Origin of the sequence: Paenibacillus glycanilyticus NBRC 16618, assembly GCF_004000805.1 — a bacterium.
Taxonomy (GTDB): domain Bacteria; phylum Bacillota; class Bacilli; order Paenibacillales; family Paenibacillaceae; genus Pristimantibacillus; species Pristimantibacillus glycanilyticus.
Genome location: NZ_BILY01000001.1, coordinates 134,597 through 159,024 on the forward strand (window position 1 = coordinate 134,597; position 24,428 = coordinate 159,024).

The window sequence follows — 24,428 nt, forward strand, 5'->3', positions numbered from 1 at the left end:
ATAGCATTCTTATTTCGTCGCACGTTGCGCGGCATCGTTGTAAATTTGAAGCACTTTATCGATATCGCCCATTTTCTTCAGCTTGTCGATGAATTTGGACCAATCGTCGAATTTGTTTTTGCCGGAAACAAATTTAGCTTGCTCTTCGGTAACAAAGGTTTTAACCGGGTTCATGATTTCGGAAATTTTCTGGCTTTCGTCTTGCGTAAATTGAATGCTTGGCTCGCTGTACGACGATGGCACATAGTCATTCTGCGGCATCGGCAGACTTCTTAAGTACGGCGATTTCTCGATCGGAACCTCTTCGTATTTGCCGTTAAAGTAGGTGTAATCCGTGGCGGCAAAGTCTACGAATGCTTTGGAATCGTTAACCATTTGCAAGCCGGGGTTATAGTTCTTGCTCGCCCGGATTCCGTATTTGTCGCCAACCAGCCATGGATCCGGCGCATTTTTAAATTCATCCGTAAAGGTCTGTACGCCGTCCGCCCCAACCGTATACGTGGTTCCTTCGATTCCCCAGGTAATCAGGTTCATCATTTTGTCCGTGTATTGATAATCAATGAATTTGATCAGATCTTCCGCCACTTTTGTTTTGGCATTAATACAGAACTGAGCCCAGCCCAAATCAGGCGTATTGCCGTTTGCGACCTCTTGCCACGCAGTTCCGTAATCCGGGTTATTCGGATAAAGGGTAACTGCGAATATTTTCCCGTCATTAAGCGTTCTGGTATATTCGGCCGGAGTCGTGAACCATTGCGTCAGCCAGATGAAATTGTCGCCGTTCAAAGCTTTGCGTTTAAGCGTATCGTCCGTATCGATGGTATACTCCGGATCCAGCAGCTTCTCGGCATACAGCTTGTTCGCGAACTGGAGAGCATCCCTGTATCCGTCCTCGAGAACGCCGTACACGTATTTGCTGCCGTTCCAATAGATATCGTCCTTCACATGGTCGGCGGCGAACAAGGATCGCAAGCTGTTCCATCTAGTGGCAATCGGATATTTATCCGGGTACAGCTCCTTCAGCTTCTTGGCTGCCTGATACACGTCATCCCAGGTCTCCGGTATCTTGATATTGTTCTGCTGGAAAATATCATAACGATACGAGGACGTATTCTGGATCAGCATGCCTTTATCGGCGGGGAACCTTGGCGTTGACGTTTCTTTGAAGGTATACATCTTGCCTTCGGCGTTGGTTACCCGGGTCAAACCGTTCTTCACCTTGCTCAAATAATTCATATAGTTAGGCATCAGGTCTTTATATTGGCTTAGCTCCAGAATCTGGCCCTGCTCCGCCATTTCGGTTGTGTCGTAGAACAATGGAGTAACGAAGAAATCCGGCAAATCATTGCTCGCAATCATTAATTTCAGCTTCTCGTCATACTCGGAAGAAGGAATGTAATTGAAATCAATGTTGACCTTTCTGCCCATGTAGGCTTCCATTTCCTTCTGCCATTCTTTCCCCATCATGCTATTCGGGTTATCAACGCCATTGGATGGCAGCGCTACCGAGAAGCTTAATGGCTTGCTGTCCGTCTTATCCGTCCCCGTATTCGTACTGGAAGTCTCGTTAGGCGCTTGGTTTGTATTGTTGTTTGTACAGCCTGTTACTGCCAGTGCCAACGCGGAAGCCAAAAGCAAAGACATCGTTTTTGTCTTTCTTTTCATAGAAACCCCTCCTGATAAATAATTGGTTTACAGCATGTCATTAGGCTTGCGGATTGCTTGCCGCCCCTTCACCTCCCAAGCAGGATTACCGCTCTCTACCCTTTAATGGAGCCTACAAGGACCCCTTTTGTGAAATGCTTTTGGAAAAAAGGATAGATGCACATAATCGGGAACATCGTGATAATGATGACGCTCATGCGTACCGCCTGCGGATCGAGCGAATCTCCCGGCTGATTGATCGCGACGTTGCCGGCGCCGACTCTTCCCGCAATGGCATTGGTATCCAGTGTAAACAGATAGTTTCTTAACACCATCTGCAGCGGATATTTATCCTGGTCCTGCAAGTAGACCAATGCTTCAAACCAGCTGTTCCAGCTCCCCACTAGCCCAAACAAAGCGAAGGTTGCGAGCAATGCCTTGGATAAAGGCAATACAATTTTGAACAAAACGACAAGATCGTTGGCCCCGTCTATTAAGGCAGACTCTTTTAACTCCGCCGGTATATTATGAAAGAAGGTTCGAAACAGAAAGACGTTATAGGCACCGATAGCCCCCGGAAGAATCATGACCCACAGCGTATCCAGCATGTGCATGCTGCGCATTAGCAAATAGGTGGGAATCAAGCCGCCGCCGAAAAACATCGTAATCATCAGAAAGATGGTAAGAAACTTCTTCCCCACAAAGGTCTGTACGGTAAGGGGATACGCCATCAACGAGGTAAACAGCAGCATCAGCCCCGTAGAGCCTACCGCATAAATAATAGAGTTCAGATAACCTTTGAAGATAAATGGATCTTTAAAAACGGTCGTATAAGCTTCGACGTTGAAGCCCTTCGGCCAGACCGACACGCTTCCCGACGAGATATAACGGGCACTGCTCACGGAAGTCGCGATAATGTTCAGAATCGGATACAGGATAACGATCATAATCAACAGCATGACAAAAATGTTGACCGCGTCAAACGTTCTGGAACCCAAGCTCACCTTTTTCATTGCTTACCCTCTCCTAGAACAAACTTGTATCCGACACCTTGCGGCTGATCCAGTTGGTCAGATACAGAATAACGAAGGAAATGACGGACATGAACAAGCCGATTGCCGTTGTATATTCGTATTGCGCTCCCAGTATCCCTTGACGGTACACGTAGGAGCCGATAACGTCCGCCACGCTGTAGGTTTCGGGCGAATAGAGCAATATAATTTTCTGGAAGTCCGATCCGAGTATTCCGCCAACGGCGAATATGAGCAATATAACCGTTGTGGATCTTAATGACGGCCAGGTAATATGTACGATTTTTTTCCACCGGTTGGCCCCGTCCACTTCCGCTACGTCATACAAGGTAGGATCTATGGCGCTTAATGCGGCCAGATAGATGATGGTCCCGAAGCCTACCCCTTGCCAGATCCCCGAGGAGATAAAGATGGTTCTGAAATACCCCGGCTCCAGGAGAAACATCACCGGCGATCCGCCGAAGAAGGAAATGATATCGTTGAAAAGTCCGTCCCTAGCCGTAAATTCCTTGATCATGCCGGCGACAATGACAACCGAGATGAAGTGGGGAAAATACGAAACGGTTTGCACGATTTTTTTGAACCTCTTGTTCCGAAGCTCGTTAAACAGCAAGGCGAGAATGATAGGCGCGGGAAAGGACCAGAACAACGTGTATACGCCTAGCAGCAATGTATTTTTTAATACCCGGAACGCAAGCGGATCATGGAAGAACGTATTAAAGTATTTAAAGCCCACCCACGGGCTGTCCATAATTCCTTTGACCACGCTGTATTTTTTGAAAGCAATCAGAATGCCGTACATCGGAAAGTAGTTAAAGACGAGAACCGTTAGAAAGCCCGGCAAAACCATCAAATACAAATAACGATGTCTATTAATCCGCGACCACAAGCTTTTATTGGTTGTTTCCAAAAAAACACCCCTTCAACAGCCATTATCAAATTAGTATACCAACTAACTCCTGCCGCTACCTAACATCTGGAAAAGGCAGGTAAATACCTTGGTTGGAAGCGCATTCATTTTTGAGCCTATTCAAGAACGCTTCCTTTCCCGTCTTCAAGGGATAGCGAACTAACCGCATAGCTTTCCTAGAAAGGAGCAGTGCCACAAAGGAAACGGAATCATAGGGAACGGCTTACCTCCCCCCTTCAACCTTGTTATACTATGTTAAAATTAACACATACTTTTTTGAACGTCAATACAGTTTTACTCCTACATTTTTCTATTTTTTTAGAGGAACTTCGTATAAGTTAGTATGCAAACTCTGTCAAATAGGCGTAAAGCCCGATTCGTTTAACGAATAAGACTCTTAGCCCTCGCAGGTTACGCGCACGGCAGCCGGACTGTCGAATTGACGGAACCGGTAAGGAGTCATCCCATGCTTCCTCTTAAACAGTTCATAGAAATAGCTGACATTCTCGAGGCCGGTCTCCAGACTGATATCCAAGATGTCCATATCCGTATTAAGCAGCAAATTTTCCGCGTAAGACAGTCTCAAATCGTTAATAAACCGGGTTGGCGAAATCTTCAGCTGCTGCTTGAACACCCTGCATAAATAAGCATGGGACTTACCCGACAATTGAATCAGCGCGGAGGTCCCCTTCGTAAAATGCTCCTTTTTCCGCATCTCCTGGCAAAGCTTCCGGAACCAGTCCGGCTGGCCGTACGGATCAGCCTTATCCGCCGTAATCCGGATGTAACGGGAAAAGAGATCCGTCAGCAGCGCTCTCACCTCCGCTTTGACAGCAAGCTTCCGGTTAATCGGAGTTAAGTTAATCTGATCCAGCCGGTAGCGTACGTATTCCTTTTCCGTCTTGGACAGCATGAGCGTAGGAGGCAATTCCGGCTCGAACAGCTTCCCGCTAGGAAATCCCGCCCCCAGAAAAGCAAACAGTTCGTCAATAACTTCTTTATAGAACGAGAGATTAATAAATTGGCAGTCCCCCTCGCATGTCTGCTCATAGCAATGAACATCCCGGTCGCGGATAAAGACAAGCGTATTTTCCCGCAGCAGCTGCCGGGTGCCGTTAACCTTATGCACAACGCTTCCCTTCAGGATAAGAAACAGCTCAAAGAAATCATGCGTATGCAAGCCGATCGTATCGTGAACGGATGCGATCAGCCGGTAGTGCGCCTGGATATCCGGATCGATACCGTCGGCCGCGAGAAGCTTTAACATGGCGGTCAGCCCCTATTCTGTTCTTTTGCATCTCAAATAAGCCAGGTCAAAATACCATAATCCATACGAAGTATAGGCAAGATTTATAGTCTCCTATCCTTTACGATTAGGCTATCAGCAACCATTGAGAGGAGAACGCGAGTCATGAATTTACTTGAACAGCGCCGTCTATTCGAAGACAACAAACAAATTTACGAGAGTGCCAAGCTTATCTTCCGGGGCATTGACGGCTTCGACGTGTATAACCCCTCCATTCCGTTTGAATGGCAGGGCAAGCGCTATATCTACGGTCGCGTGGAAAAACGGCAGGAATGGGCGCGTTCCTGGGTCAGACTGTTCGAACAGAGCGGTCCGGATGAATGGACGCTAGTACCGGATACCATGATCTATCAGCTGGAAGACCCTTATGTCAGCATCGTAAATGAGTTGCTTGTACTGGGCGGAACTCATGTCCGTTACAACCAGGGGCGGTTGGATACCTTCTACGGTTATTTCTACAAAGGGACGGATGTTCACGATCTTCTCTACTTCACGACAGGGCCCGACTATATGAAGGATATCCGTCTCGTACAGCTCCCAGGCAGCAAAATTGGCGTATTTTCCAGACCGCGAAGCGAGGAGGTACGTCAAAAATACGGGAGTGAATCCCTCATTGGCTTTACGGTAATCAACAGCCTGGATGAGTTGTCGTCTTCGGCTATAGAGAATGCGCCTCATATCCCCGGATTATTCCAAAAGGACGAGTGGGGCGGCTGCAATCAAGCTTATCTGCTGGAGAGCGGCAGGATCGGCGTTATCGGGCATATTTGCTATAAAGCCGCCGATAGCCGCAATCAGGAAATTTGGACGTATATGAATATGTCCTTTGTGCTTGACCCGCAGACTAATCAGTTTACCAATCTGAAAATTATCGGCACCCGCCCATGCTACCCGGAAGGGCCAGCCAAGAAGCCTAATCTGACCGATTGCGCCTTTACGGCCGGCATCGAAATGCGCCCTGACGGCAAGGTCAATCTGTACAGCGGAATCGGCGATACGGAATCCGGCCGCATTGCCATCGATTACCCGTTCGAAGGCGAGGGTGCGATTATAAGCTTCCGGATCAAATAAGAACAACTAAAGGCGCCTTGGGGAGTTCTCCCCGAGGCGCCACTTTTGTCAGCCCTTCATCCGTTCCCATTCAAAGCCAAGCTCTTGAAGCAAAGCCCGCGCAATGATCATATGGCCGGACAAGCCCGGATGCACCCGGTCGGAAGCGATGGCGGTAGGATGCACGTATTCGAACTGCGGGGCAAACGCCGCTTGGATATCAATGAAGCCGGCGCCCGTTCTCTCTGCCACTCTTCTTGCAGCCTGGCCGTATTCATCCATCCGCTTGCGCATCCGGTCCTCCGGATTAGGCTCCAGATAGAAGGGCGTCATGATGACGAGCCACCGCACCTCCGGCTGCGCAGACTTCGCCAATTCCTCCAGCGTCTGCTCGTATTCCTCCAGCAGCACATGCGATTCGGGAATATTCGGCTGGTCGAAATACCGCCATACGTCATTGATGCCGATCATAACCGTCAGCCAGTCCGGCTTCAAATCAAGCACGTCCGTTTGCCATCTGCTTTTCAAATCCCTTACGGTATTGCCGCCAATGCCCATATTGGTTACGCGGACCGACAGCTCCGGATAGGCGGTCTGCAGCAAGGCGTCCACAAGCGCGACATAGCCTTTGCCGACGCCTTGGAACAACCCTTCCCCATGCGGGAATTTACGCTCGCAATCGGTAATCGAGTCACCGATCATAACCAGTCTTTGCCCTTGCTCAAGCTTCATAAATACGCTACCTCCTTATTTTTGCGCAAGACGGATGGTCTTGACTTCAAATGGCCGGAAATGCAGGTTAATAAGCTCATCGGCAACCGGCAGCTCCGCTTGGTTAACTTCCAGCATATCGGTCTCAAACGCGGCGGAATAGGACAACCCGGCGCGGATACCGCAGGAAACGGCGGAACCCGTGCTCTCGTACAGGCGCACAATCCAATCTCCGGACCCGTCTTCGGCCAGCTTAACCGTCTCCGCGAGAACACCCGGCTGATCGATCCGCAAAAGGGATTGCTGATCATGGCGGTCTGCACCGCTCAAGGCGCTAACCGGATAATTAATCTCGTAAGCCTCCTGGATTACCCGGCTTTCCCTAAAGGCTCCTTCCCAGAACAAGAAAGCATAAGTAAATTCATGCGTTCCTTGATCGGAGGTTTCGTCCGGATAAGACGGCGAGCGAAGAAGCGTCATGCTTAACGTATTTCCCTTGACGGCTATTCCGTATTTGCAGTCGTTCAGCAGCGCAAACCCGCGTCCCGTCTCGGCTAGCGCCGTCCATTTATGCTGGCTTACCTCGAACCGGTCCGCATCATGCGGCCTGGAGGCGTGATTAGGTCTGCGTACGTAACCGAACTGGATTTCCTGCATCGACTCATTGGCGTGCAGCCGGACCGGAAAATCAACGCGCAGCATTTTGTTCTTCTCCTGCCATTCAACCGTCGTTCGGAATTCAACCCTTCGGCTGCCCGCTTCGATTCGGATATCCTGCACAACCGTCGACCGGTTGAGCTTCCGCCGGACGCGAACATTGGCAAAAAGCGGGCCGCTTGCGGTAACCGTTATTTCCGCCTGCTCCTCCAGTTCAACCTTGGAAGCCTGATAGCGGCGGTCAATCTCCCATGCGTCAAAGGCAGACGGCTGGTCGCGGTACATAGCAAGCGTATTGCAGGAACCGGCTGCCCACTCAACGCCTGTCTGCTTATCAACGATACTGGTGATTTCTCCCGTACCGTTTATCGCTATTGTCATACATTCATTTTCCAGCCGCGAAGCTGTGGCCGACACCTTGGATTGAGAAACCACAAGCTCCGGTTGGCTATTCTCGATAGCTACGTAAGCCGCCCATCCCAAGGATGGCGTCTCAAGCCGGGCATAACCAACCCCGTCCTGCCATTGCACGGGTATCGGTTGACCGGAACGGTCCGCAACCGCAGCAACCCCTGCGGGCAACGCAACCAGCTCGGTTCGATTCCAGGACAGAGGGTTAAATACGGTAACCCCTTCCCGCTCAGACTCAACAAGCGTAGCTTTAGCCTCGTCGGCCATTTCGTAAATCGTTTCGTGCAGCTTAAGCAGCTCCGCCTGCGCTTCTTCGTGAACCCGGTGAATGGAGGTTCCCGGCAGAATATCATGGAAGTGATGCAGCAGAAGCTGCTTCCACAAGCCATCCATCTGTTCATAGGGATACGGCTTCGTCCGGAGGCGCTCTGCGGCAGCGGCCCAAAGCTCGTATTCGCGGAATCCGATCTCCGTCTTCCGGTTCAACCGCTTCAGCTTCGCTTGCGTCGTATAGGTTCCCCGATGCGCCGGATAATACAGCTCGCCTACATATCTCGCATCCGGAATACCCCTTGCTTGCTGGTCTTCAAAATAATCGATCGGCGAGCTTTGTCTTGTCCGCGGAACGCCTTCCAGATTGTCGAGCCTGCGCAGAAACTCGAGATCATCCCGGTTCGCGCCGCCCCCGCCGTCCCCATGCCCGTATTGGACAAGCCGGGTTGCGATGCCGTCCTTTTGCACGCGATCGTTCCACTGCCCGATCAGGAATGACGGATTCACCCGGATCGGGAAATCGCCGTAATCAAGAAGATGAGTCAGAATCTCCGACCCGTCGATCCCCTCCCATATAAACGTGTTGTAAGGGAACGGATCTACGGCATTCTCGTAAGTCTGGAACATTTTGACGGAAGCAAAATAATTTATCCCGCAGCCCTTCATAATCTGCGGCATATTGCCGGAATAACCAAACACATCGGGCAGCCACAGCATCTCGTTGCCCTTGCCGAACTCCTCCATGAAGAACCGCTTGCCGTGAAGGAACTGGCGGATCAAGCTTTCCCCGCCTGCCAGATTCGTATCCGATTCGACCCACATGCCGCCTTCCGGGATGATTCGCCCTTCCGCCACTCTCTGCTTAATGCGGGAATAGAGCTCCGGATAAAGCTCCTTCACGATCCGGAATAAATACGGCTGGCTTTGGGTGTACGTATATTCCGGATATTCGTCCATTAACGCAAGCTGATTGGACATCGTTCGGGCAATTTTACGCTTCGTCTCCTCAATTGGCCACAGCCAGGCAATATCAAGATGGGACTGGCCCATCAAATACAGCAGCGGAGAAGTGGATCCGTTTACGCAAGCGAGAAGCGGCTCCATCCTTTTGCGGCAGCCGTTAACGTTCTCTATCAGCTCCAAATCCCGAAGCCCGAGATCAAGGACGGCAATGACATCCGTTAGACAACGGTTAATTTCGGCTGCCCGAAGGGAGTTCGCATCCGTATTCTGAAGGACCTGCCACAAGCATTCCAGATCGATGAAGAATTGATAAACCTCCTCTTCGAACCGGCACAAATACGATTCGCCGAATACCGGCTGAAGACCGGAGTGGCCGGCATAAGCTTCGGCGGCAAGCTCGAAGCGCTCGCCTTCGCGAGCAAGACGGGTTATGGTCACATCATGATGCTGCAAATCGAGCGCACCGCTTACAATCCCGTTCACGTACAAAGTTGCTTCGGAGCCAAAGTCCGCGAGCACAACCAGCCGCTTGCCTTCCGTCCCAACAGGCGCAACAAAGCTGCTGCGAAGCCAAGCATACATCCAGCTGCTCCCCCATCGGTCCCCGGCGTTTATCGGCTCGAAAGACTGGGAACTGATATCGGAATAAGAAAGACGTTCTCCGGTAACAAAGTGCGTAAATTCAACGATTGATAATTTCTTATAAATAAAGTCCCGCTTAACTCTCAGAAGCTTCTCAATCTGATACTGAATTTCTTTTCTCGTATTCAATTCCAGTTTCACATCCCATGGTTTCGTCTTTGTTGTAACGAATATCGGAAATCCGAAGCGTAGCTAGACCATGACGGGGCAATGTCATTCCGACTTCGGAACCGCCGTCAGGCAATCGGCTATGCTGCAATCTTTCCTTATGCTTGCCGTCAAGCTCAACGGCCGAAATGCCGCTCGATTCCGCCTTGATAACAAACGAGAAAGCAGAGTCTTCCGTTCCCGAATTGTACAGCCTGACAAGCAAGTCTTCTCCGTCGCGCTGCAAGGAGATGATTTCAATAGAGGGCTCCGACACTTGCAGCAAGGACAGCGATTTCGGCGTACGATTGGACCAGCGTATAAGCATCGGCTGCAGAGGCTGCGTCCAACGTTCGGACTCTTGCGCAATTCCGGCACGATCCCAACGATCTTCATGAGGCAGAATCGCATACCGCATCTCCTGCGCATCCCGAAGCGGACGTTTCCCCCACCAGAAGCCGCCTTCCGCGCCCCAGCCCAGCGTTAACGCGAGCGGGTCATGATCGCCATGCGAATAATCCGTCGTATGATCGGTGAATATGGCCAGTCCGCGATTGCTCTGCTCATCGTAAATATCCACCCAATTCAGGATGATATTGTGTTTAATCTCATCCCAACGTTCATACCGCGTATCCGAATGGCGGCTTTCGGTTACGTCAAAGGCGGAATTCTTATACAGCTTTCCCTCGCCAAAAGCAGCCGGAAAACGCGCCTGCAGCTTATAGCGGGTATTATGATGGGACTTCCGCCGCTCGGTACTGCGGTTCTCCGGCGCCATTTCCCAAGGGTCGCCAATCCATGTGTCTCTCTCGTAGAGGAAACGCGCATGGAAATCGATCCTGCGCCGGCCTTTGGCAGCCGATAAAGTCATTACAAAGCAAGTACCCGCAAATTGGCCATTCATCTCGACGGTGACCCGAAGCGGACCGTTCTCTACGACTCTCAACGCAACCGGCGATTCCATGCTGCTCGCCCAGCGAGCTTCCTCCATTAAATAACCGGTTAACTCATTAAACGGGTTGCCAGGAGCGATCAGAGGCCGGTTATTCATCAAGTCGTATAGCTCCGTAATTACTCCGCCGCGCTTGGCATCGATTCCGATCCGGTACAAATCGGTCGTCAGGATGGCATAATCGTCATGGATTTGAACAGACGCAGCATTATCCTCTTGCTGTTTGCCGGTAGCTTCCGCGTCTTCCCGCTTCACGTATTCAAGCCTATAATCCCGATAACCCATGGCAGGTGTCTCCGCCTCAAAAAGCAGCTTGCCGGCAAAAACGCTGCCGTCCTCCTGAGATACTCTCGTCGGAACCAACTGGCTGGGAACGACCCTTCCATCGGCGTCCAAGACCCGAATCAAAGCGGTTCCTCCGGCCCCCGGAACCTCGATCTCGGTTAGTTCTTTGCGGGTAATGCCCGAAGTATTAAATACACGGACGCCATACGTTTGAGGCTCAATTTCGTCTTGCGGTTCCTGAACTATGCCGCTCATCGCCCGGAAACGGATATCGCCAGCAATCTCCTCCGCCAGCCAGCTTTGCGTTCCTGCCTGCCATGCCCACTTCTCCCGTCCGGTTCTTGTTGTGGCACAGATCCAGGCATCATGATGCTGGGACAGCAGGAGCTGATCCCAAGCCTCGCGCAGCTTCTCCTTCGGATAAGCGAAATTCCCCGTCACGCTTGAGAGGGAAGCCAGCTTCTCCGCCGATACAACCGCCTGCTCCGCAGCCCGGACCTCACGCGACATCCGCTGAAGCGTCCCTTCTCCCCACGGCAGCGTGCAGCGGATATCCTCTTGGGTGAAATACCAGGCTTCCGCCGGTTCGGCGGCAATCTCCTCTATGTATTCGCGCCAGGTCGTATATTGAATGTAGTCCTCATTCAGCCACGGCCTGGCCATCCAGCCCAGATCCTGAAGGAAGCTGCCTGCCGGATGCGCAATCCCGTATGCCTTGCATTTCTCCACGAATTCAGGCTTCATGTAACCCGCTTCCGACTCCCAGCAGTTTAGAAGCTCCTCGCATTCGTATCTTGGCACGCAAGGGATGGACGTCCCGTCCGGGCCAACCCATAGCACCGTTTCGTGATTGATGCCGGAAGCATAGCCGCCCCAGCCCGTTCCCGGATTCTTAAGCACGGCGCGCTTATAGCCAAGCGAACGGAGAATTTGAGGGTAACTGCTGCTCCAGCAAGGCTCTTGAGAGGCATAGGTATCAACAACAGTCTCGGGAAAATGCTCCCGGATGATTTCTCTGCCGCGTATGAGCTGGCGGATATTGCTTTCGCCGCCAATGACCCAGCCGTAGGGCTGGGCGTAGCTGCCCGCCACCATTTCAACGCGCCCGGCATGGCTTTGCAGATGCTGTTTGATTGCGTCATAGGAACGCGGATCCGTCCGTCGCAGTGCTTCCCAGGAGATCGGTTCGATATCCAGGGAAAGCTTCCAATCCGGATTCTGCTCCAGCCGGCGAATTACATCCGCCCATGACCCTAATGGCATATGGCCTTTGATTCCGCCATGATAGCCGTCTACGAAATAAGCCTTTTTCGATGGATCCATTTGATCACCTGTCCGCAGATTAAAGTTTACGGGCCGCAACACCTTCAAAGCTGATTTTCACGGGACGAATCGTATTATCTTCATTAAAGGTAAGCTTATCGATGCACACCACGCGGTGGTTCGCAGCCGTTTCGGTCAACGGGCGTCTATGGTAAACGATATAATATTCGTCCGTATCCGGGATTTGAAGATATCCGTGATGTCCTGCCCCGGTTGCCACTTCCGGATCCTGCTGCAAGATGGTATCGATTCTCTCGAATGGACCAAGCGGCGATTCCGCAAGCGCGTAAGCTACCCGATAATGAGGGCCGCCCCATCCGCCTTCCGCCCACATGAAGACATACTGGCCGTTCCGCTTGATCATGCACGGGCCTTCCACATAGTCTTTCGGCGTCACTTCCCGGTAGACGGTTCCGTCCTCGAAAGGAAGCAGGCTGATCATATCCTCGCCGAGACGAACGACATTGCAATGTCCCCAGCCTCCGTAGTACAGGTATACCTGACCGTCTTCATCCCGAAAAACATGCGGATCGATAGGCTGCGCGCCATGGTGGAACCGGTCAATTAGAGGCTTGCCGATCGCATCGAGGAACGGTCCCTCCGGCCGGTCAGCAACTCCGACGCCAATGCCTCCAAGCTCATCATTGCTTTGAATATCGTTCGCGGAGAAATAGATATAATATTTTCCGTTGCTCTCGATTGGCGAAGGCGCCCATACCGCTTTATGCGCCCACTGGAAATCCTTCTCGTCCAATACCCGTTCAACCTTGGTCCAGTTGACCAGATCGTCGGAATGGAAGGCATCCAGATAAAGCTGTTCTTCGTAAAGAGCCGAGTAAGTCGGATAAATCCAATACCGCCCTTCGAAGATTCTTGCTTCAGGATCGGCATACCAGCCGGGAAATACGGGATTGCCGGATGTTAGGTTATTATTCATGAAAATATTCCTCCTAGTAGATATCCATGTAGTAGGTAAGTATACGAAGAAGCGAGAAACACAGTAGAAGTGTCATGTATTTCCAGACTTCCTGTCGTTAATTTATAGTACTATCATTTACCAATCTTTTGATTAAGCGCTTACATAAACCGAATATTAGCTTCTTTATCCTAACCTCCCAACGATTCTTGTCGTTTTCTCATTTAACTTATTATGCTAAGCACGACAAGTTCACACACTATCTTTGAACCTATAGTAATACGAACTCCTAAATTTTTCAAACCTTTTTTGTGTAAATAGGAGCATCTTCCTACTCCGCAAATCAATTCCTGGTCAGTATGCTCGTCATATTTTTTATGCCGTGAAAAGTTAGTATACCAATATAACCTAAGTTAGGTTATAATCAAAGAAATGTTGTTATGAGGTGACTCAATAATGAGTGAAAAAGAGCCAGGACTACCGAAGTACCAAATCGTGAAGGATTACGTGTTGGCGCAAATTGAGAATCAGGAAATTTCCAAGGATGACCGCATCCCAAGCGAATCGGAATTTTCCAAGATGTTAAATGTAAGCTCCATTACGGTTAGAAAGGCGCTATCCGAGCTCGTGAACGAAGGAGTGATTTACCGCGTTCGGGGAAAAGGAAGCTTTGTGGCCGCCGGCCAAACCGCCGTAGCCGAGAAGGCTTCCAATCTCGTTGCCTTTGTTATCTCCGGCGTTGAAATGTACGACAGCTCCTATATGCAGATTATGAAGGGCATTCAATCCTTCCTCGGCAAGCATGACTGCAAATTAATCATTGAATTCGTGGAAAACGATTTCGAACAGGAACGCGAGCTTATTTTACGGTTAATCCAATCCGATATCAGGGGGCTTCTTATTTACTCCTCGGATCCGGTTGCGGCGAAAAGCTATCTGAATGACATTCGGAAGAAATCGATTCCATTCGTAATGCTTGACCGCTCGCCGGCAGGTTATCCGGTTAACGTCGTGACTTGCAACAATCACGACGGCGCCTATGAAGCCGTTGAATATTTAATCCGGAACGGTCATAAGCAGATCGGATTTGCCGCTTACGATTTCCACCTCAGTCCGGAGGTAGACCGTTACAACGGCTATAATAACGCAATGACTAACGCTTCCCTGCCCATTAACAAAAAGCTTCTCTATCTGGAGAAGGAACTGGATTACGATACGCTCGCGAGGCAAATTCACGAGGGAGAGATAACCGCCCTCTTTTGCACGAATGACAAACGCGCCCTTGAAGTACTCGAGCAGCTGACCAGCCGGGGAATCCGGATTCCGGATCAAATTTCGCTAATGGGCTTTGACGATTTCGAAAGCTCCAAGTTCGCCAAGGTCGCTCTAAGTACGGTGAAGCAGTATTTTGACGTGCTGGGTTACGAAAGCGCCAAGCTGCTGCTTGAAATCAGCGAAGGAAATTCCTATGGGAACAAAAAGGTCATGCTGCCTACCAGTCTGATTATCCGGGATACCGTTAGACCGGTCTAACAAAGCAAAAAGACTGTTCTCCGATATGGGAGCAGTCTTTTTTATCGGCAATCAAGCAGACATGATAAGGTTTAAAAAAAGAACGATCGGTAAATGCTGATCGAATACCCTTAGAATACCCTTACCCCGTACTATATTCATAGGAGATGCACGCATGGATTTAAGCAATAATCTGCTGGTTAAAAAAGCTTATGCGAGTCCCCAATTAAGACAATACCTCTTCAATAAGGGAACCATGTTCCTTTATTGCGATTACGCGGGCTTCGCCGCGCACAACGCTTACGGCGCTGCTTGTTGTACCGTTTTTAACCGGATGATCGGTTTATCCGCCAAAAAGTTGCCGATCTCCAAGGATTACGGTTCGAACTATGGCGAGGTATTGGCGATTATTTTCAGCCTGGATACCCTGACTGCCGCTTATGCAGAGCTGGAGCAGCCGCCTAAAATCGCCGTCGTATACACCGACTGTATCCGCATCTCCCATTTGCTTGCACAGCCAACCCGCCCGCAAACCCGAAACGCATCCGCAAGAAACGAGCTGTCAGCCGCCTTGGACAGGTTTAATCGCAAATTTCCGGACATTAACCTCCAGATTAAATACATAAGCAAGCATAAGAAAAACAATCACCTGCATCGGCTCGCCCACAACGCCGCGCGGGAGGCGGCGCTGTCATCTATTTTGTCGTAGAGCCAAAATCCGTTATTTGCAGGTCGATATCCAAATTGATTTTCGAAGCGCTAAACGCTTCATCCCAGTTGGACTTGACCTCTTTCCATAATCCCGGCTTCTGAATCCTCACAGCTTGGCAGAACTTGGCTACATCTACCTTATAACGGTTCTGCATGGCGCTCAGCAGATGTTCGATCATGCTCGTCAGCTTGCTCTTGAACAACTTCTCTATCTCTTTCTGGTAGGACCTCAAGGCTGGGTTCCCCTCCATATCCCAATCCTCGCTGATTCTGCCCTTGGTTTCAACATGGACTTGGAAGGTAAGCTGATTGTCTTGATCCGACTCTACCCGGATGCGGGTTTTCATGGCTTTCATCTCGTAAGTGATGGGATTACCTTGCTCGTCGTAGGTTTTGATTGTTCCGCTATCCCCTTGGTTGGTCAGCCAGTCGATGCATTCCACGTCTTCCTGCGTCAAATTCCCGATCCAGCGTCCGGTATCCCCTTTGATAATGCCGGCTCCGGAGAATTCGATATGTTTTTTGGCCTGAATAATATTCTGAAGGATAAAGCTTTGCTTGGAATGCATCATGGCATCCAGATCCGTCAACAGCACGGCGTCCATAATCTTGCTAGTCCGGAACTGGTTCTGTACCACATCGTTAATATAGAAGGAAGGCACCTCATCGGGCGTTTTTATGGTTAAAGCCTCCAATGCTTTACCCGAGCTCAGAAAGATTTTTACGCTGGGCCGAATATCGTTATCCCGTAGCATAAAGTTGGTCACCTGCTTAATGTTTCTTTGTTGCAGCAGCTGCGAGGATATTACGATTATTTTCAAGTGATGGCCAATAATCGGCTTATTCAACCGCAAGGAGAACTGGCGGAAAATCTCGAGAATGGAATCGCCCGTTCCCGTAATATTCGTATAGGGCGAAGTCTTGCCCTTCACCTCATCCTTGGATCCCGTCTTAAGCGGGACAATTTGAACGGTAGCTGTTATTTTATTTTGCTTGGAATAGCTCCCGCCCTCTTGTTCAAATGTCTTTTCTTCGGGGCTTTCCTCCCCCGTATCCAACGCCATACCCGCGTAAACCGCAAGATCTTCAATCTCATTGCTGCTCCAGCAGCCGGATTGTGTAATCAGGATGGCAACGGCAAGCAGCAGGGCCAGAAACTTAAGACTTCTCATGCTGAGGACCGCCTTTGGATCTTATAAGAGCAACAAGCGTAAGAGTGACGGGAAACAATATAAACAGTAAGATGCTAAAGTATCCGATGTCGTCTCCAAGCATGAACACCTCGTTAATATTTTTCGGAACCATGGTCGCAAGAAAGATAACGGGTACAAGCGCAAAAATAACCGACTTGTAAGGAAGGTTAAACAATTGCGACACTCCCAGGGAAGAATGATAAAAGAAGCTGCTGTAGTTGCAGAACATCTGCATCAGCCAAATGACCATCAGCGGGAACTCGAAACGTTCGAACAGAAATCCCGTAACCTCGAAGCTCCGGATCAGATCTATCGTTGGCCATGTACTCGTTACCGCCGAATCTACGGACAAGCCGCCGATAACCATGATGATGGTAATAAAATAAATGCCGGCAGGAATCGAGATGCCTACCAGCATAGCTTTCAGAGCCTGTTTTGGTTGTTCCAATTTAGCCACAAGCGTCATAACAACCTCGCAGCCCGAATAAACCAGAACGGTTGATTTTAGCCCCTGGATGACCGGAAAGATCCCATTACCCAGAACCGGTCTCAGATTATCGAGATGAAACAGTCTTAAACTTAGCAAATACGAGACAATCAAGATAAACAAGCTGATGGGAAAGATAATCTGACCAACCCGCGCAATCGCATTAATGCCTCCGCGAACCAAATAAGCTCCCACCCAAATAAACGGAATCGTGATCGCCCATATCGGCGTGCCTTCCAGAAGGTAGAACATCGTCACCTCCGACATCGCGCGGATCTCGAAGCCTGCAATTGCGATGTAATACAGGACTAATAACAGGCACCATAAAATGCCGGGATAACGGCCAATCACGATTTGCGTGTATTGATAGACGGTCTTGCCCGGAAAGCGCAGGCTTAATTTGACCATCAGTATGACAACGAGCATAACGACCAGACCGCCCAAAAGCACGGAGAGCCAGCTGTCCGGCGTTTTCACCGTCTCACTTACGCTTCTTGGCAGGGTCAGGATGCCCGCTCCCAGCATCGTATTATTTAATACCAGCGCCGCCTGCGAGGATGTGATTTTGTCGTCCTGGGCAAGAAATGATTTTGAAGCAGACATCGTTTTCCCTCGATTCTATCTGCGTTTGTTTTGCATCGTTTTCATGAGCTTTGGTCTTCTCTTCATCATGAAGATTGGCACGCGCACAAAGAAATCCTTCCAGTCACTCCAGCGGAATGGCGTTAGCGGGGTAAGATAAGGGACGCCAAAGCTTTTTAATTTGGACAGATGGCAACAGATCAGCAAGAAGAACAAGATGGTTCCGAACATGCCCAAAATCGAAGCAAACAGCATAGCCACGAACCGGAGAAGCCGAAGCGTAATCCCGGCGCTGTACATGGGGATCGAAAAGGATGAAATCGCCGTGACCGCAACTACGATAACAAGAAAAGGACTAACGATGCCCGCCTTCACAGCCGCCTCTCCAATAACAAGACCGCCAACGATGCCCATTGCGGGCCCAATCGGCTTAGGCAGCCGAATCCCCGCCTCTCTCAATATTTCAATGGCAATTTCCAGAATCAGAACCTCGATCAAGGCCGGAAACGGAACGCCCTGCCGCGTCTCAATAATCGTTAAAGCAAGCTCCGTCGGGATTAAACCCGGATGAAACGAAATAAAGGAAATATACAAGGATGGCGCCATTAGTGCGATAAAGGCCGCCAGAAAGCGGAGAATACGCAATAAGGAACCGGGCATCCAGCGTTCGAAATAATCCTCCGGAGACTGCAGGAGCATGCTGAAGGTGACCGGCACGATAAGCGCAAACGGCGTTCCGTCCAGCAAAATCGCGATTCTGCCTTCGAGAAGCGCCGCGATCACCCGGTCGGGACGCTCCGTGTTTTGCGTTTGCTGGAAAGGGCTTAAATAATTATCCTCGATCATTTGTTCGATATAACCGGACTCAGCGGCGAAATCGAGCTTTATTTTCTCAATCCGGCCGGTAACCTCCCGGAGTAAATCCGGGTTAACGATTTGATCCAAATAAAGGATAGCCAGCTCCTTCTGAATCGTGTGGCCAACCATAAAGCTTCGGACTTGCAGGTTTTCCGTGACTCCCTGCTTCCTCAGCATAGCGGTATTGACGTTTATATCTTCCGTAAAGCCAATACGCGAGCCGCGCAGCAGAGATTCGGATACCGGCTCCGTTATATCGCGGGCAGGTCCGCTAGGCGGATTAATCAGGAAGCCTTCATCGCGACCATCTATCATGAGCGCCAAATAGCCGAATAAAACGGCTTTCGTAAGCTCCTCCATCGTGGAGATCGTATGTGCCGCATTCGTCGGCAATCGCTCAATAATCGGGAGAGGATGATCGGGCTCCGTATCCCGCAGCATCCTCATAATCTCCATCTTTAGCAATTGATCCTCCTGCATGCCCTTAACAAATATAAGAGCTGCGCGGACCTTGGCGTCTCCCATCGTCAATTCGCGGATCACAACGTCGCTGTTTATCCCAATCGTGTTCCTGATTTCGTCTATATTGGCATCGTAACTTGCGGAAATGGGATGAGTCGGCTCTTCGTCCGAAGAGTCAGCCCCGCCTGAAGAGACCAGCTTATCATCCGCTAAAGAGGTCAGCGCCTTATAAATCCGGTATATCAATAGGGGAACGACAAGAGTAATTAGCGCCTGGAAAAACACACTCCATCCCGGAATATGGGATTTAATAGAGGATAACATCCATAATCATTCCTTTGATTACTCTAACTCATTCTTTCGGGAACGCTGACTAGGGCCAATGGCAATGTAAGAATAATATTCCTAATTTGGCTTCAAATATACAAGGCTAGGCTTGGTGTGGCCTCATGAACGATGGATGCAAAAAAAAAGACAATTCCCTTCTGTAACCAGAAGAAAATTGTCTTGGGCTCTCATCTTCGTTATTTGGTCTGGCCGTAATAGGCATTAGCCCCGTGCTTCCGGAGAAAATGCTTGTCGAGCAAAGCCTGATCCATCGGCTGAATGTCTGGATTAAGATTATAAGTATGAAGGGCCATCTTCGCGACTTCTTCCACCACTACCGCATTATGAACGGCTTCATGCGGATCTTTGCCCCAGTTAAACGGCGCATGGCTGTTCACAAGCACGCTTGGAATCATCATGGGATCTTTATCCTTAAACGTTTCGACAATCACGTTCCCGGTCTCGAGCTCATAAGCGCTTTCGATCTCCTCGCGCGTCATGGCGCGGGTAACCGGAATTTCGCCGTAGAAGTAATCGGCATGCGTGGTTCCCAGCGCGGGAATCCCTCTGCCGGCCTGCGCCCAGCTTGTTGCCCAAGGAGAATGCGTATGCACGATTCCGCCAACCTGCGGAAATGCTTTATATAAGACGAGATGGGTTGGAGTATCCGAGGATGGCTTAAGCTCGCCCTCCACCTTATTCCCCTCAAGATCAACAACAACGAGATCCTCGAGCTTCAGCTTATCGTAAGGCACGCCGCTAGGCTTGATGACCACAAGGCCGCTTTCCCGATCGATACCGCTCACATTTCCCCAGGTAAATGTAACAAGACCATACTTGGGCAAATCCAAGTTGGCTTCCAATACCTCTTGCTTTAACCGCTCCAGCATGCTGCTCATCCTTTCGTCGATCCTCATTTTCATTGTCATTATACACTTGTACGTACATGTTTTCTACATTTATTTTAGCTTAACGTACGACTTGTCATTACATCCTGCGGGTAGATTCTCTAATAATCAGACTTGGCTTGTAGGTTTTGGATTCCGGAATCATGGCGCCGCCGCTCTCGATCAGCTCGAACAACAGCCTTGCCGCATCCTCACCCATTTCCGCCTTCGGATGAACAAGGGTTGTCAGCTTCACTTCGGATGCCGTCGCAAGCGGGGAGTCGTCAAATCCAACAATGGATACATCCTGCGGTACGGATAACCCGGCTTGGCGGATAACCTCAAGCAGCTGCAGAGCCAGCTCGTCATTGTAGCAGACAAATGCCGTTGGCCGTTCCTCTTCGGGAAGGTCCAGAAGTCTTGCCGCTTCCGCAATCGGCTTCTCCGCTTTCTCCTCCGTCCGGTAAGCCACCACAAATTCCGGCTGAAGCAGGCAGCCTTCCTGCTGATGCGCGCGCATGAAGCCTTTCAGTCGCAGCACGCCCTGCTGGTCATCCGTCTTGAAAAATCCGACAATCCGGCGATGCCCCAGCTCGAGCAAATGCTGCGCAGCCGTACTGCCGCCTTCTTCATCGTCAATAACAAGAGAAGGACAGCTGATTTCCGGATATCTGGCGTTTATCATCACGTAAGGAATTCTCCGATTATTAAGCGCGAGAAAATAAGCGAGATTCGGGTTCCCTTCCGCGCTTTTGGTTGGTTCGATGATCAAGCCGCTAAGCGGCTGGCTGGTTAGCATCGACAGGCTTTCCCGCTCCCTGCCCTTATCGTTGTCCGTGCTGGAGAGCAGCAGCCGGTAGCCTTTGGCGCGAATCGCCGCTTCCGTCCCCCGGACGATATGCGGGAAAATATAATCCGAAATATAAGTCGTTATGAGACCTATCGTCTGAGTTTCCACGCGGCTCTCGCTTTCCCGCGCATCCGCTACGAAGGTCCCCTTTCCCTGCAGGCGGTACAGCCTGCCTTCCTTCTCAAGCTCCCCAAGCGTTTGGCGGACCGTTTGCCGGCTTAGTCCGAACTGTTCGGATATTTCGTTCTCCGACGGCATCTGCTCATTGGGCTGCAGCTTCCCCGTATCCAGCCATACCAATATTTCTTTTTTGAGCTGAATGTATTTCGGCAATGATTTTTCTTTCATGAACTTGCCCCTTTGCTAGCTTGTCTGTACGATTCTGCGATATGAGTATAGATTAACAAATCGGAGCCAGGAAATACTACTCCCGGCTCCAATCGTTCTTTCTATCCGCATGCTCCAGATAACGGCTTATTTCAAATTTTCAACCGCGGCTCTTTCAATGGAAAGTCCCGTCTTATACCGTTTCATAAAGACTTCAAAGCCTTCCACATCCTTCGGATCAGGGGAAACCTGCGAGCCGGCTTTGCCTGCGAATACGTTCTTATTCAAGAAGTCTTCCAGCGTCTCGTTCTCTGCTTTATTTATCATATAGGAAGCAAGCAGGGCAATCCCCCATGCTCCGCCTTCGCCGGCCGTCTCCATGACGGAGACCGGCACGTTTAGGGCGCCTGCCATAATTTTCTGCCCTACGCCTTCGGTCTTGAACAAGCCGCCATGACCAAGGATCTGGTCAAGCTTGACTTCTTCTTGCTTGAGAAGAATATCCATGCCGATCTTAAGCGCTCCAAGCGCCGTAAACAGATGAACGCGCATGAAATTCGCCAGATTGAAGTTGCTCTCCGAGGAACGGACAAACAATGGACGGCCTTCTTCGAAATGCGTCATGTGCTCGCCCGAGAGGTAACCGTAAGCCAGCAGTCCGCCGCCGTCCGGATCGCCTTGCAGTGCCAGATTGTAAAGCGTACCGTACAGCTTGTTGGCGTCAGCATTCAGGCCCATAACCTTGGCAAATTCGTCAAACAAGCCCACCCATGCATTCAGATCCGACGAACAGTTATTGGAGTGAGCCATGGCAACCAGATTGCCGGTAGGCGTCGTAACGAGGTCGATTTCATCATAGGCCTTGGACAGCTCCTTCTCCAGAACGACCATCGCGAATACCGAAGTTCCCGCGGACACGTTGCCCGTGCGCTTCGCGATACTGTTCGTTGCAACCATGCCGGTTCCGGCGTCCCCTTCTGCCGGGCAGAATGGAATTCCAGCCTGAAGCTCTCCTGTCGCGTCCAGAAGCTTCGCGCCTTCTTCAGTCAGTACTCCCGCATGCTCGCCCGCAACCAATACTTGAGGCAAAATATCCTCAAGCTTCCACGGAAGCTCTTTTGCCGCAATCCGCTCATTAAACTGATTAATCATAACCTCGCTAAAGCTTCCCGTATGAATATCAACCGGGAATACGCCGGAAGCTTCGCCTACGCCGAGATTTTTCTGCCCGGTCAATTTCCAATGAATGTAACCTGCCAGCGTCGTCAGGAAATGAATATCGGAAATATGCGCTTCCTGATTCAGAATGGCTTGATACAGATGGGCAATGCTCCAGCGCTGGGGAATATGGAAATCAAACAATTCGCTCAGCTCAGCCGAAGCCTGCTCCGTTATATTGTTTCTCCATGTACGGAAAGGAACAAGCTGATTGCCGGCCTGATCAAACACCATGTAGCCATGCATCATCCCGCTAAAGCCGATGGCGCCAATGGTTTGCAAAGCCGTGCCATACCGCTCCTTCACATCGTCCGCCATCTTCCGATAGCTGTCTTGAACGCCCTTCCAAATATCCTCCAGGCTGTACGTCCAAATATTATGGAGGTAGCTGTTCTCCCAGTCATGGCTGCCCGATGCAATCGGCGTATTGTCTTCCCCGATGAGAACTGCTTTAATCCGGGTTGAACCCAGCTCGATTCCAAGTACCGTTTTGCCGTTCTTAATAGCCTCTCTCACATCAAGACTCATGTTTGTTCCTCCGTTATGATTAATGAATTTGTATGAATTCCAGCATATCTAACTTGTCTGTAGACAGTATAACATCATTGCAACTTGTATGTACATGTGAAAGTTGAGAAGGTTTTTGTGAAAATAGAGAAGAAGTTTATGAGAATGAGAATTCCTTCCGTTATCCATATAATGTTCATTTGAACGTTTGGCTATGGAAGGCATATACTTAAGCTACACTACTTATTTATAATAATTCTAATCTATAACAAAGGAGTGAGTGCCATGAACAAAGGGGACTATCATCATCTTCCGCATGTAAAAGAGCAGTCCACATCCAAAAAAACGCTGTGGCTCACCTTGACGCTAACCTCAATCTTTACCGCAATTGAAATAATCGGCGGCTTATTGTCTGGTTCGCTAGCTTTGCTCTCCGATTCGGCGCATATGGTATCCGACGTGCTTGCGCTTAGCTTAAGCATGTTCGCCATCTATATGGCATCACGGCAGCCTACCAGCAAATACACCTTCGGGTTCGTGCGTTTCGAGATTATGGCCTCCTTCTTGAATGGCCTTGCGCTAGTGGCTATAGCCGTGTTCATCTGGTACGAAGGCGTTCAGCGGCTAATCCATCCTGAGCCGGTAAATATGGGGCTCATGCTTGGCATTGCGGTGATCGGATTAGTCGTGAATGTCGTACTCACCTTGCTGCTTCATCGAAGCACGAAAGAAGAAGAAAACCTGAATGTTAAAAGCGCTTTATGGCATTTCATAGGCGATACGCTCAGCTCGGCGGGAGTAATCGTATCCGCCATTCTGATGAAAGCCACTGGCATTCTTATATTCGATCCTCTTATAAGCATGGTGATCGGCGGCATTATCGCGATCGGCGGCGCAAAAATTATCCGGGAGTCTTATGTTATTCTAATGGAGGCTGTGCCGGAGCAATTTGATCTGGAGGCGATACGCCGGGATTTGAGCAGCATAGCAGGAGTATTGGACGTGCATGATATGCATCTGTGGGCAATATCGACGGACCATTATTCCTTAACCGCCCATGTCCTTGCGCATTCGGATACCCAGCCGTATTGCATTACGCTTGCCTTGAACGAATTATTGAAGGAGAAATACGGCATCGTCCACTCGACCATCCAGATCGAGCATGCCGCCATTCATCATCATGGCGAATACGGACGACAGTTTTTGACTTTAACCTAACGAAACTACAAACCTTGAGATCAGCATATAGGCTGGTCTTTTTTTGTGCCTGAATAAATAAAAGCTCT

At 50.0% G+C, this 24,428-nt stretch carries 18 protein-coding genes; 4 read left to right on the forward strand and 14 right to left on the reverse strand.

Annotated features, from left to right (window positions below):
* Positions 1–9 precede the first annotated feature (9 nt).
* The 4 genes from PGL01S_RS00495 to PGL01S_RS00510 all read right to left on the reverse strand — a co-directional run bounded on the left by PGL01S_RS00495 (position 10) and on the right by PGL01S_RS00510 (position 4,852).
* The gene (locus tag PGL01S_RS00495; protein ID WP_127490614.1) at positions 10–1,665 is read right to left on the reverse strand and encodes an extracellular solute-binding protein; all 1,656 of its coding nucleotides are present in this window, start codon (positions 1,663–1,665) and stop codon (positions 10–12) included.
* A 95-nt stretch (positions 1,666–1,760) separates the two neighbouring features.
* Positions 1,761–2,657, reverse strand: coding sequence for a carbohydrate ABC transporter permease (locus PGL01S_RS00500; protein WP_127490615.1), 897 nt, complete (start codon positions 2,655–2,657; stop codon positions 1,761–1,763).
* A 13-nt stretch (positions 2,658–2,670) separates the two neighbouring features.
* Positions 2,671–3,585, reverse strand: a complete 915-nt coding sequence (locus PGL01S_RS00505; protein ID WP_127490616.1) for an ABC transporter permease — start codon at positions 3,583–3,585, stop codon at positions 2,671–2,673.
* Between the two features lie 397 nt (positions 3,586–3,982).
* Entirely contained in the window at positions 3,983–4,852 is an 870-nt protein-coding gene (locus tag PGL01S_RS00510) for a helix-turn-helix domain-containing protein (protein ID WP_127490617.1), read from the reverse strand.
* A gap of 144 nt (positions 4,853–4,996) precedes the next feature.
* Here PGL01S_RS00510 and PGL01S_RS00515 point away from each other — a divergent pair, with 144 nt between their 5' ends.
* The gene (locus tag PGL01S_RS00515; protein ID WP_127490618.1) at positions 4,997–5,962 is read left to right on the forward strand and encodes an MTP-1 family protein; all 966 of its coding nucleotides are present in this window, start codon (positions 4,997–4,999) and stop codon (positions 5,960–5,962) included.
* A gap of 48 nt (positions 5,963–6,010) precedes the next feature.
* Here the strand turns inward: PGL01S_RS00515 and PGL01S_RS00520 are convergent, their stop codons facing one another.
* Genes PGL01S_RS00520 through PGL01S_RS00535 form a run of 4 tightly spaced genes read right to left on the reverse strand, consistent with a single transcriptional unit; the run spans position 6,011 to position 13,242 of the window.
* Positions 6,011–6,673, reverse strand: coding sequence for an SGNH/GDSL hydrolase family protein (locus tag PGL01S_RS00520; RefSeq protein WP_127490619.1), 663 nt, complete (start codon positions 6,671–6,673; stop codon positions 6,011–6,013).
* Between the two features lie 15 nt (positions 6,674–6,688).
* Positions 6,689–9,727, reverse strand: a complete 3,039-nt coding sequence (locus PGL01S_RS00525; protein WP_127490620.1) for an alpha-mannosidase — start codon at positions 9,725–9,727, stop codon at positions 6,689–6,691.
* The gene (locus PGL01S_RS00530; protein ID WP_127490621.1) at positions 9,693–12,305 is read right to left on the reverse strand and encodes a glycoside hydrolase family 38 N-terminal domain-containing protein; all 2,613 of its coding nucleotides are present in this window, start codon (positions 12,303–12,305) and stop codon (positions 9,693–9,695) included. The genes PGL01S_RS00525 and PGL01S_RS00530 overlap by 35 nt, the downstream gene beginning before the upstream one ends.
* Before the next feature lie 19 nt (positions 12,306–12,324).
* Complete coding sequence (locus PGL01S_RS00535; RefSeq protein WP_127490622.1) at positions 12,325–13,242, reverse strand: glycoside hydrolase family 43 protein; 918 nt, start codon at positions 13,240–13,242, stop codon at positions 12,325–12,327.
* A 435-nt stretch (positions 13,243–13,677) separates the two neighbouring features.
* Between PGL01S_RS00535 and PGL01S_RS00540 the strand changes: the two genes are divergently transcribed.
* Together PGL01S_RS00540 and PGL01S_RS00545 are read left to right on the forward strand one after the other, a co-directional pair.
* Positions 13,678–14,754, forward strand: a complete 1,077-nt coding sequence (locus PGL01S_RS00540) for a GntR family transcriptional regulator (RefSeq protein WP_127490623.1) — start codon at positions 13,678–13,680, stop codon at positions 14,752–14,754.
* Between the two features lie 154 nt (positions 14,755–14,908).
* On the forward strand, positions 14,909–15,442 hold the full coding sequence (locus PGL01S_RS00545) for a hypothetical protein (RefSeq protein ID WP_127490624.1): 534 nt from the start codon (positions 14,909–14,911) through the stop codon (positions 15,440–15,442).
* Here the strand turns inward: PGL01S_RS00545 and PGL01S_RS00550 are convergent.
* The 6 genes from PGL01S_RS00550 to PGL01S_RS00575 all read right to left on the reverse strand — a co-directional run bounded on the left by PGL01S_RS00550 (position 15,429) and on the right by PGL01S_RS00575 (position 23,163).
* Positions 15,429–16,616: a Ger(x)C family spore germination protein gene (locus PGL01S_RS00550; protein WP_127490625.1), complete on the reverse strand. Its 1,188-nt coding sequence runs from the start codon at positions 16,614–16,616 to the stop codon at positions 15,429–15,431. The two genes, PGL01S_RS00545 and PGL01S_RS00550, sit on opposite strands and share 14 nt — an antisense overlap.
* Complete coding sequence (locus PGL01S_RS00555; RefSeq protein ID WP_127490626.1) at positions 16,603–17,727, reverse strand: GerAB/ArcD/ProY family transporter; 1,125 nt, start codon at positions 17,725–17,727, stop codon at positions 16,603–16,605. Before PGL01S_RS00555 ends, PGL01S_RS00550 begins: the two co-directional genes overlap by 14 nt.
* Positions 17,728–17,742: 15 nt before the next feature.
* The gene (locus tag PGL01S_RS00560) at positions 17,743–19,350 is read right to left on the reverse strand and encodes a spore germination protein (RefSeq protein WP_127490627.1); all 1,608 of its coding nucleotides are present in this window, start codon (positions 19,348–19,350) and stop codon (positions 17,743–17,745) included.
* A 200-nt stretch (positions 19,351–19,550) separates the two neighbouring features.
* On the reverse strand, positions 19,551–20,243 hold the full coding sequence (gene araD / locus PGL01S_RS00565; protein ID WP_127490761.1) for an L-ribulose-5-phosphate 4-epimerase: 693 nt from the start codon (positions 20,241–20,243) through the stop codon (positions 19,551–19,553).
* A 97-nt stretch (positions 20,244–20,340) separates the two neighbouring features.
* On the reverse strand, positions 20,341–21,438 hold the full coding sequence (locus tag PGL01S_RS00570; protein WP_127490628.1) for a GntR family transcriptional regulator: 1,098 nt from the start codon (positions 21,436–21,438) through the stop codon (positions 20,341–20,343).
* A gap of 126 nt (positions 21,439–21,564) precedes the next feature.
* Positions 21,565–23,163 (reverse strand): xylulokinase, encoded by a 1,599-nt coding sequence (locus PGL01S_RS00575; protein WP_127490629.1) that lies wholly within the window; start codon positions 23,161–23,163, stop codon positions 21,565–21,567.
* A gap of 264 nt (positions 23,164–23,427) precedes the next feature.
* Between PGL01S_RS00575 and PGL01S_RS00580 the strand changes: the two genes are divergently transcribed.
* Positions 23,428–24,360: a cation diffusion facilitator family transporter gene (locus PGL01S_RS00580; RefSeq protein ID WP_127490630.1), complete on the forward strand. Its 933-nt coding sequence runs from the start codon at positions 23,428–23,430 to the stop codon at positions 24,358–24,360.
* Positions 24,361–24,428: the final 68 nt, after the last annotated feature.

Excerpts from the sequence above, each read along its gene's own strand:
- PGL01S_RS00495 (WP_127490614.1), bottom strand. The coding sequence starts at position 1,665 with ATGAAAAGAAAGACAAAAACGATGTCTTTGCTTTTGGCTTCCGCGTTG.
- PGL01S_RS00500 (WP_127490615.1), bottom strand. The coding sequence starts at position 2,657 with ATGAAAAAGGTGAGCTTGGGTTCCAGAACGTTTGACGCGGTCAACATT.
- PGL01S_RS00510 (WP_127490617.1), bottom strand. The coding sequence starts at position 4,852 with ATGTTAAAGCTTCTCGCGGCCGACGGTATCGATCCGGATATCCAGGCG.
- PGL01S_RS00515 (WP_127490618.1), top strand. The coding sequence starts at position 4,997 with ATGAATTTACTTGAACAGCGCCGTCTATTCGAAGACAACAAACAAATT.
- PGL01S_RS00520 (WP_127490619.1), bottom strand. The coding sequence starts at position 6,673 with ATGAAGCTTGAGCAAGGGCAAAGACTGGTTATGATCGGTGACTCGATT.
- PGL01S_RS00530 (WP_127490621.1), bottom strand. The coding sequence starts at position 12,305 with ATGGATCCATCGAAAAAGGCTTATTTCGTAGACGGCTATCATGGCGGA.
- PGL01S_RS00535 (WP_127490622.1), bottom strand. The coding sequence starts at position 13,242 with ATGAATAATAACCTAACATCCGGCAATCCCGTATTTCCCGGCTGGTAT.
- PGL01S_RS00540 (WP_127490623.1), top strand. The coding sequence starts at position 13,678 with ATGAGTGAAAAAGAGCCAGGACTACCGAAGTACCAAATCGTGAAGGAT.
- PGL01S_RS00545 (WP_127490624.1), top strand. The coding sequence starts at position 14,909 with ATGGATTTAAGCAATAATCTGCTGGTTAAAAAAGCTTATGCGAGTCCC.
- PGL01S_RS00550 (WP_127490625.1), bottom strand. The coding sequence starts at position 16,616 with ATGAGAAGTCTTAAGTTTCTGGCCCTGCTGCTTGCCGTTGCCATCCTG.
- PGL01S_RS00555 (WP_127490626.1), bottom strand. The coding sequence starts at position 17,727 with ATGTCTGCTTCAAAATCATTTCTTGCCCAGGACGACAAAATCACATCC.
- PGL01S_RS00560 (WP_127490627.1), bottom strand. The coding sequence starts at position 19,350 with ATGTTATCCTCTATTAAATCCCATATTCCGGGATGGAGTGTGTTTTTC.
- araD (WP_127490761.1), bottom strand. The coding sequence starts at position 20,243 with ATGCTGGAGCGGTTAAAGCAAGAGGTATTGGAAGCCAACTTGGATTTG.
- PGL01S_RS00570 (WP_127490628.1), bottom strand. The coding sequence starts at position 21,438 with ATGAAAGAAAAATCATTGCCGAAATACATTCAGCTCAAAAAAGAAATA.
- PGL01S_RS00575 (WP_127490629.1), bottom strand. The coding sequence starts at position 23,163 with ATGAGTCTTGATGTGAGAGAGGCTATTAAGAACGGCAAAACGGTACTT.
- PGL01S_RS00580 (WP_127490630.1), top strand. The coding sequence starts at position 23,428 with ATGAACAAAGGGGACTATCATCATCTTCCGCATGTAAAAGAGCAGTCC.